The following is an 8,555-nucleotide window of genomic DNA, read 5'->3' as shown; positions in this document are numbered from 1 at the left end:
CTCGCGACGATCGCGGTCGCGTGCGAGATCGGGCCGCCGCCGGCCAGATTCTGCCGGATCACGGGGAGCACCCACTTGGGGATTCGGTCGGAGCTCTCGGCGCACAACCTGGCGATCGTGTCGCGGATTCCGGGATTGGCGAACCGCTCCAGTAGTTCGGTCTTGTACGCGTCCAGATCCACCCCCGGCACCGGGAGCAGCGTCGGGGTCGCCTCGGTGTCCATGTAGACCCGGATGTAGTGCTTGAGCCGAGGGTCTACGGCGGCTTCATGGACGTACCGATGCCCCAGCAGATGCCCGAAATACGCGAGGGCCTGATGACTGGCATTGAGGAGCCTGAGCTTCATCAGCTCGTACGGCGCGACGTCGTCGACCATTTGCACGCCGACCTGTTCGAGAGGCGGACGGCCGAGGCTGAAGTCGTCCTCGAGCACCCACTGCGTGAACGGCTCGCAGATCACCGGCCAGTTGTCCTCGATGCCGAGTTCGGTGCGCAATTGCTCGCGGTCCGCGTCTGTAGTCGATGGCGTGATCCGGTCGACCATGGAGTCGGGGAAGTGCACCCGCGCGGTGATCCATTGCGCCAGTTCGGGATCGCGCAGCTCGGCGAACGCGGTGAACATCTCGCGCGCGACGTGGCCGTTGGACTGGATGTTGTCGCAGGACATCACCGTGAACGGGGGGACCCCGCTGCGTCGACGGCGATCGAGCGCCTCGACGACGTAGCCGAAGACCGTGGAGGGCGTGGCCCCGGGCCGCAGGTCGGCCACGACACCGGGATCGTCCGCGATGAACTCGTGGGTGGCCTGGTTGAAGTTGTATCCGCCCTCGGTGATGGTGAGCGAGACGATCCGGGTCTCCTCGCGGGTGAGCATGCGGAGGACCAGTTCGGGATTGTCCGGGGCGTAGAGGTACTCGACGATCGAGCCGATCACGCGCGGTTCGAGCGTCCCGTCGGGGTGCTTGGCGACCAGGGTGTACCGGCCCTGCTGCGGGATGAGCGCCTGGCCCATCGCGCGATCGGAGGGCATGACGCCGACACCGCAGATTCCCCAGTCCATCGCCATCCCTTCAGTCATCAGGGAGTCGATGTACGCGGCCTGGTGCGCGCGGTGGAATCCGCCGACGCCGAAATGCACTATCCCCACGGTGACAGCGGATCGGTCGTAGCCGGTCGGGGCGGTGAGGACCGCCTGGAGGCCGCTCGGATCGTCGGCCGGGTGCGAGGGCATGCGGGAGCCTCCCTGTATTCGAGGGCTGAGAAGTACCTGAGGAGTCGTGGCGGCGTGCCGCGCTTACTTCACGGCGCCCATGGACAGCCCTCGGACGAGCTTGTCCTGCGCGGCCCAGCCGGCGATCAGCACCGGCAGACAGGCCACGGTCGCCGCCGCACAGAGGTGGGCGAGGAACTGGCCCTCCGGGGCGACGAAACCCACCAGGTAGATGGGCACGGTCGCGCCGTTGGTGGTGGTGAGGTTCACCGCGAGGAAGAACTCGTTCCACGAGAAGATGAAGCACAGCAACGCGGCCGCCGCCAGGCCCGGCATGATCAGCGGGATCACGAGCGAGCGCAACTGGCGTGGCAGCTTGGCGCCGTCCACCTGCGCGGCCTCGATGACCGAGATCGGCACCTCGAGCAGGAACGAGCGCAGCATCCACACCGCGATCGGCAGATTCATCGCCGTGTACAGCACGATCAGCAGCCGCTGCGTGTCGAGGATGTTCAGGTCGCGGGCGATGATGAAGAGCGGGATGATCGCGCCGACGATCGGAAGCATCTTCGTCGAGATGAAGAAGAACAGCACGTCCCGCCACTTGCGAACCGGCCGGATCGCGAGCGCGTAGGCACACGGCAGCGCCAGCGCGATCACGACGATCGTGCTGCCGATCGAGATCACGATCGAGTGCTCGAGGAAGCCGCGCAGCCCGGCCGTGCCCGGCGTCCCCCACCAGACCGACTGGTATTCGAAGAGGGTGGGGGAGAACACGAACTTCGGCGTCGGTGTGTTCGCGGTGGGCTCGGTCTTGAACCCGGTCAGCGCCATCCAGAGCACCGGGAAGAAGAACACCAGGACGATGAACCAGGTCAGCAGCCCGAGTACGAGCCGGGTTCCGACCCTGGTGCGACTGTCGGCGAATGTCAGCGGTGCTTTCATATCAGCCTCGGCTCATTCCCTCGTCGCTGAAGATGGACGAGATCGTGCGCAGCGCCATGGTGGCGATGAGGATCGTGGCGACGACCACCACCACGGACATGGCCGAAGCGCGGCCGATGTCGTACGCCTGGAACGCGACTTGGTAGATGTAGTACGGCAGGTTGGTGGTGTCGGTCGCCGGGCCGCCCTGCGTGATCAGGAAGATCGAGTCGAAGGCCTGCACGATGTAGATCGAGCCGAGCAGGATGCCCAGTTCGAGGTACGTCCGCAGATGCGGGAGGGTCAGCGCGCGGAAGATGCGCCACGGGCCCGCGCCGTCCACCCGGGCGGCCTCGAGCATCTCCTCGTTCTGGCTCTGCAGCCCGGCCAGGATGATCAGCACCATGAACGGCGTCCACTGCCAGGTCAGAAACGTGATGATCGTCAGCTGCGAGTGGGTCCCGATCCAGTTGACATCGTGCACGCCGAAGGGCTTGAGCACGTAGTTCAGCACGCCGAACGTCGTGTCCAGGATCGAGTACTTCCAGACCAATGCGGCCGCCGCGGACATCACCAGGAAGGGGCTGATGATCAGGGTGCGCAGCAGGCCCCGGCCGAACACGCGCCGGTTGAGCAGGATCGCGATGCCGAGACCGAGCAGCACCGAGCAGATCACCGGTACCGCGGTGAACAGCACTGTGTTGAGTGCCGCGGTCCGGAAGACCGGGTCCGAGAAGACCGCCGTGTAGTTGGCGACGGTCGGGAACTGCCGCGGCCGGTTCGGATAGTTGAGGCTGTACTTCTGGAAGCTGTACCAGAGGGTCAGCACGAACGGGATCTGCGTGACGACGACGGTGAAGATCACCGCCGGCAGCAGCGGCAGGCGCTTGAGCCAGTCGGCGCCGCGCCGTCCGTGTCGGGGTGGCGACAGCGCGACCTTGCGCGGCGCGGTGGTCAGGACAGTCACGTCGGCGGGGCCTTTCGCGGGATGGTCTCAAGGGGCTGCGGCCGCGGGTCGCGTTCCGCGTATCCCGGGTCCGCGCTCGCCCTGGCGGCGGGCGACTGCGCGGACCCGGACGTCTCGCGCGGGTGCGGGCCGCGCGAGAGAGCGGTCAGCTCTTGTAGCCCGCGTTGATCACGGCCTGCTGGGCGATCGTCTGGCTGGTGCTCAGTGCCTGCGATACCGATTCCTGCCCGTCGATCGCGGCGGTGATCTGTGCGGAGACCTGCTGACCGAAGTCCTCGAACTCGGGGATTCCGACGTACTGCACACCGGGCGCCGGCTGCGGGGCCACGCCCGGCTGGTCGATGTTCACCGAGTTGATCTCCTGCAGCGTCAGGTTCGCGAAGGGAGCCGCCTGGAGGTAGGCCGGGTTCTGATACGTCGAGGTGCGGGTGCCGGGCGGCACCGCGGCCCAACCGTTCTTCGAGGCGTCGTACTCGATGTACTGCTTCGAGGTGGCCCAGTTCATGAACTGCTCGGCGGCGCTCTGGTGCTTCGAGGAGCTCTCCAGCGCCAGCGCCCAAGTCCACAGCCAACCGGAGGACTTGGTCAGGTCGACCGGCGCCGGCGCGAAGCCGACCTGGCCCGCGATCGGGCTGCCGGACGCGTCCACCGTCGAGGCGCCGACCGTGGCGTCGTACCACATGGCCGCCTGGCCCTGCTGGAAGATGTTCAGGCACTGGTTGAAGCTGTCGTTGCCCGCGCCCGGCTCGCCGTCCTTCTTGACCAGGTTGACGTAGAAGTTCACCGCGGCCTCAGTGGCCGGCGAGGTCAGCTGCGCGTTCCAGCTCTTGTCGAACCAGGCGCCGCCCATCGTGTTGATGACGGTGTCGAGGCTGGCCAGGTTGTCGCCCCAGCCGGTCAGGCCGCGCAGGCAGATGCCCGCCACGTTCGCCGACGGGTTGTTGGCCTTGTCCGCCAGCGCCGCGATCTGCGCCCAGGTCGGATCGGCGGGCATGGTCAGCCCGTCCGCCGCGAAGATCTTCTTGTTGTACATCATGAACGAGGACTCGCCGTAGAACGGCAGCGCGTACAGCCGGCCCTTGGAGCTCAGCGCGGACTTGATCGGCGGAAGCAGGTCGCCGACGTCGTACGAGGAGTCGGCGGCCACCTCCGAGTCCAGGCTGTCGATCCAGCCGTTGGCGGCCCAGCTCGCGATGTCGTTCGGGCCGATCATCACCACGTCGTACTGGCCACCGTGCGCCGCGACGTCCTTCTCCACGTCGGCGCGCTCGGTGTTCTCGTCATAGGTCACGAACTTGACCTTGATGTTCGGGTGGCTCGCCTCGAACCCGCCGGCTGTCAACTTCTCGATCGTGGTCATCAGCGGGTTGGCGGTGACCGCGACGGTGATCGTCTGCGCCCCGCCGCTCGAGCTGGATGGCGAACCGTTCGGGTTCGAGCACGAGCTCGCCATGGCGACCAGGAGCGCCGTCGCAACCGCGGCCGTGGGCCACACGCGACGGTGGCGCATCGTGCTTGCTAGACTCATGGCCTCAATTCCTCCTGCTATAGGTGGCGCTGCGTTCTTCAGGGGCGTGCCGTCGTCGGGAGGGCGCGCGACCGCGGGCTCTTTGCCGGGACCTCGGCTGCGCGGTGGGGGCGGTCGGCCGGCCAGGGTCGGCCGCCCCCGTCCCTCCGTCAGGCTCGGGTGACGTCTATGCCGTTTTCATGCAGGTGCACGACCTGCTCGGCGGGCAGGCCGTCGTCGGTGATGAAGCGTTCGAAGTCCTTCATGCGCGCGAACTGGACGAACGAGTCCACGCCGTATTTGGAGCTGTCGGCGATCAGAATGCGCCGTCGCGAGACGCGCATCGCCATCGCCTTGACCGCGGCGACGGCGCTGTCCGGCACCGTCACCCCGCGCTCGACGCTGATGCCGTTGGCGCCGATGAACGCGAGGTCGAGCACCAAGGTCTCCAACATCGACACCGCCCAAAGGTCGACGGCGCCGAGGGTCTTCGCCCGGACCCGCCCGCCGACGATCAGCACGGTCAGCTCGGGGCGTTCGACCAGGGTCTTGGCGGTCGCCAGGGATGGGGTCACCACCGTGAGCGGCCGGTCCGGGGGCAGATGCTCGCCGACCAGCGAGGGCAGGTAGCCCTCGTCGATGTAGACGGACTCCGCCGATTTCACGTAGGTCACCGCGGCCGCCGCGATCCGGCTCTTCTGCGCCTGATGACGGGTGGATCGCACCGCCAGCGCGCTCTCGAAGCTCAGCCGTTCAACCGCGACCGCGCCGCCGTACACCCGGCGTAGCAGGCCCTGCCGTTCCAGGTCCTTCAAGTCGCGTCGAATCGTCTCGGGGGCCAGCCCGAGCTCCTTGGAGGTCTGCGCGACGTCCACCCGGCCGACGCGCCGCGCGGTCTCCAGAAGCATCTGACGACGTTCGATCACGTACATGCCGAGCGACGCTCCCTTCCTCGCGAGCGGACACCTCGGTCGTGCCTGGAAACCACCATCGGGTCCGCGACGCCTGCCACACACGCTCGCTGCGCTGGCGGATCGGCCACAGACACCAGTCTGCAGACGACCCTCCGCGTTGCGATCGCACGCGTCATGCACCACGGCCTTGTCCGACGCTGCTTTCCAAACACTCCCGGCCGGTGCGGTTTCCGGTCCGTTCTTGCCCGGATGAGCCGAGTTTCGTTCGGGTTACGGACCGCCGCAACTCGTAAGTGGTCTCGTTCGGATAACAGAACCGCCCGATTCTGCCCGTTTCAGCCCGTGGTACGCCCAGGGAGTGCCCGTAATCCGATCGCGGCTTCGGCGGGGCTGACGGGGGAAGTCGCCTCGCGAAGTTGCCGGTCTCGAAAACCCGTCCGCGCTGGTCAACGACACACCCCCTCCTGCGGCGCGGCGCAGAATCGACCGATACACGCTCACGGACAGTAACAACGACCGGGACATGCCGCCAACGGGGTGGGTGCAGTCGCTGTAGCTGACGCCGGTGACCTGGCCGAGCGCGTCGAAGCTGTATGTAGGTCTGGCCTCTCCCAGCGGGATCGTGACCGAGGTCTGGTTGCCGTCCTGGTCGTACCGTACTTCGTCGTGCCCGCCGAGGTGGTCACGCTGGTCAGCTGGTTGTCCGCGTCGTAGTGCGCGAGGCAGGGATCACCGGGATGTCCCCAGCGCGCAAGATCCGTACCACGGTGCGCAACACGGATGATGCTCGCTCGGAGGACCTGGTGAAGCGGAGATTCGCCGCCGGGCCCGACCGGCTGTCACGCTCGACGTTAATCCGGCAACGCCGGTGCGGCGGCTGTTGGGCCCGCCGCAGTACCGCGGCTTCGGAGTAGTCCTCGGCGAAACGCTTGGCCGCTGACACTGCCAAGGCGGCGGGCGGTGAGCGGTGATAGGAGGCCGCCCATCGCACGCCGACTTGGCAGGCGCCCGGTCATTCATCGCCCGAAAACGGCCGCCGAATTGTAGGCCTGCACGACGACCTGCGGCCCGTCGCCGAGGGCGGCGCCGCCCGGGCGGCTGACGGCCACCTGCCGGCTCTCGCCCGGCAGCAGCCACAGGTAATTGTCGCCGTACTGCGCGGGCAGAACCCGTTCCCCGTCGCCGTCCAGGAGCGAGAGGCGCACCATCGCCGCGACGACAGGGCCCTTGTTCGTCACCGCCGCGGTCAAGCCTTTGGCGCTGCGATTGCTCAGCCGCACCGTCAGGTGGGTCTGCGCCAGGCTGCCCAGCGCCTGCATGTCCGCGGCGGTGCCGTACCTCCAGTATGTGTTCTGCGACAAGACGGCACTGCGCGCGTCGGTCAGCTCCAGCCGGACCAAGTGCAGGTTCGGAAGGGACGAGGGCCAGGCCACGGTGAGGCCGGAGGCGGTGTTCGCGGCGGCGATGTCCACACTCTGCTGCGCATGACTCAGCTGCTTGCCACTGAGGTCGTAAACGCTCGCACTGATCGTCGCGCCGGAGATCGCGTGCGGCGTGTGGTTCGCGGCCAGGGTCCGCCAGTTGGTCGGGTCCGCCTGGACGTGCACCGGCTCGCAGCCCTTGCGGGCGCCGTAGTACGCGCCGTTGACGTCGAGGTCGTAGTCATAGGTCTGCCACACCGTGCTGTGCCACGCCGGGTGCGACATCCACAGCAGCACCGCGGACGTGTTCCGCCACAGGTTCGCGGTCCACGCCTCGAAGATCGCGCGCATGCTCTCGTAATTGACGAACTGCGCCTTGGCACAGAACTCCGCAAGCGAGCCGGAGGCGCCGAGCCGGTCGCCGATCGCCGTCTGGTACGTGCCGACCTGCTGGTTGCCGATCGCCGACCAGTCGTGGTAATTCCACACCTCGCTCGGCGGCCACGCCTGCCCGTCGCCCACCAGGTGCCGCATGCTCTCGAGCACGGAGACCACGGGGATGCCGATCTCGGTGTGGAAGCCGAAGGCGTTGGTGTCGTACGTGCTCTTGTCGTAGTACTGCTTCGGGTCGATCCAGTGGTAGGGGCCGTGCCCGCTGACCGGCGCTCCGGCCGAGTTGTCCTGGTAGAACACCTCCGGGTTCTCGGTGGCGACCGCGTTTCTCAGCCCTGCGCTCAGGTCCGGCGGCGGCGGGGCCTCGTTCGCGCCGCACCACACCGCGATGCACGGGTGCATCCGATAGCGGCGGATCGTGTCCGTCGCCAGGTCCACGTAGCCGGGCTGGTCGTCCGGGAAGTAGCCGTCGTCCCAGAAGTCGTTCCACACCAGGATCCCGTTCTCGTCGCAGGCCGCGTAGAACTCCTCGCGGTTGCTGCTTCCGATCCAGTTGCGGATCATGGTGAAGTTCATGTCCCGGTGCATCGCGACGGTCTGCGCCATCCGGTCCGGCAGCACGCGGCGCAGCAGCTCGTCCCAGCCCCAGTTGCCGCCGCGGCAGAAGATCTTCACGCCGTTGCAGCTGATCGTCAGCTGGGTCACCGAGTTGTCGACGTCGAGCACGTCGGTCCAGGTCGATCCGTCGTCGGAAACCTGGATCGTGTAGGTCATCGCGTAGGCCTGCTCCCAGACCACGACCACCTGGTCGAAGGTCTGTGGCGAGCCGAGGTCCACCTGGATCCATTGGTTGTCCTGATATGCCGAGGACCAGCGGGTGTTCGGGTTGCCGTCGACGGCGTTGCCCGGGCCGTTCGAGCCGCTGTCGACCGAGGAGGCCGTCGCTGTCCGGTTCAGCGCCAGGTCGGTCGTCGCGGCGCCGGCGGTGTTGAACACCGAAAGCGACCACATCGAATCGCCCCACTGCGTCGCCCGCAGGCCGCACTGGATGCGCACGTATTGCGCCGTCTGCGCCGGGAAGTTCTCGGTCTGGGTGGCGCGATCGCCGAGCGGGGTCGAGTTGTCGACCGACTCCACGTCCGTCCAGGTCGAGCCGTCCGCGGAGACCTGCACCGTGAACGTCGCCGCGTAGGCCTGCTCCCACAGGATGTAGACCGA

Annotated in this window: 6 protein-coding genes; all 6 read right to left on the bottom strand. The window is 67.4% G+C overall.

What is annotated here, in order from left to right; all coding sequences use genetic code 11:
• A partial coding sequence (locus VGZ32_RS01520; protein WP_326883933.1) for a mannitol dehydrogenase family protein occupies positions 1-1,232 on the bottom strand: 1,232 nt, incomplete at its 3' end.
• Between the two features lie 63 nt (positions 1,233-1,295).
• Positions 1,296-2,156, bottom strand: a complete 861-nt coding sequence (locus tag VGZ32_RS01515; protein WP_326883931.1) for a carbohydrate ABC transporter permease — start codon at positions 2,154-2,156, stop codon at positions 1,296-1,298.
• A 1-nt stretch (position 2,157) separates the two neighbouring features.
• Entirely contained in the window at positions 2,158-3,102 is a 945-nt protein-coding gene (locus tag VGZ32_RS01510; protein WP_326883930.1) for a sugar ABC transporter permease, read from the bottom strand.
• Between the two features lie 145 nt (positions 3,103-3,247).
• On the bottom strand, positions 3,248-4,630 hold the full coding sequence (locus tag VGZ32_RS01505) for a sugar ABC transporter substrate-binding protein (RefSeq protein ID WP_326883929.1): 1,383 nt from the start codon (positions 4,628-4,630) through the stop codon (positions 3,248-3,250).
• A gap of 149 nt (positions 4,631-4,779) precedes the next feature.
• On the bottom strand, positions 4,780-5,541 hold the full coding sequence (locus VGZ32_RS01500) for a DeoR/GlpR family DNA-binding transcription regulator (RefSeq protein ID WP_326883928.1): 762 nt from the start codon (positions 5,539-5,541) through the stop codon (positions 4,780-4,782).
• A gap of 998 nt (positions 5,542-6,539) precedes the next feature.
• Positions 6,540-8,555, bottom strand: a 2,016-nt coding sequence (locus VGZ32_RS01495) for a discoidin domain-containing protein (RefSeq protein ID WP_326883927.1), incomplete at its 5' end; no start/stop codon positions are given.

Origin of the sequence: Actinocrinis sp., assembly GCF_035938995.1 — a bacterium.
In the GTDB taxonomy this organism is placed as follows: Bacteria; Actinomycetota; Actinomycetes; order Streptomycetales; family Catenulisporaceae; genus DASZGI01.
The sequence above is the reverse complement of the archived record's forward strand: the minus strand, read 5'-3'. Positions and strand labels throughout refer to the sequence as shown.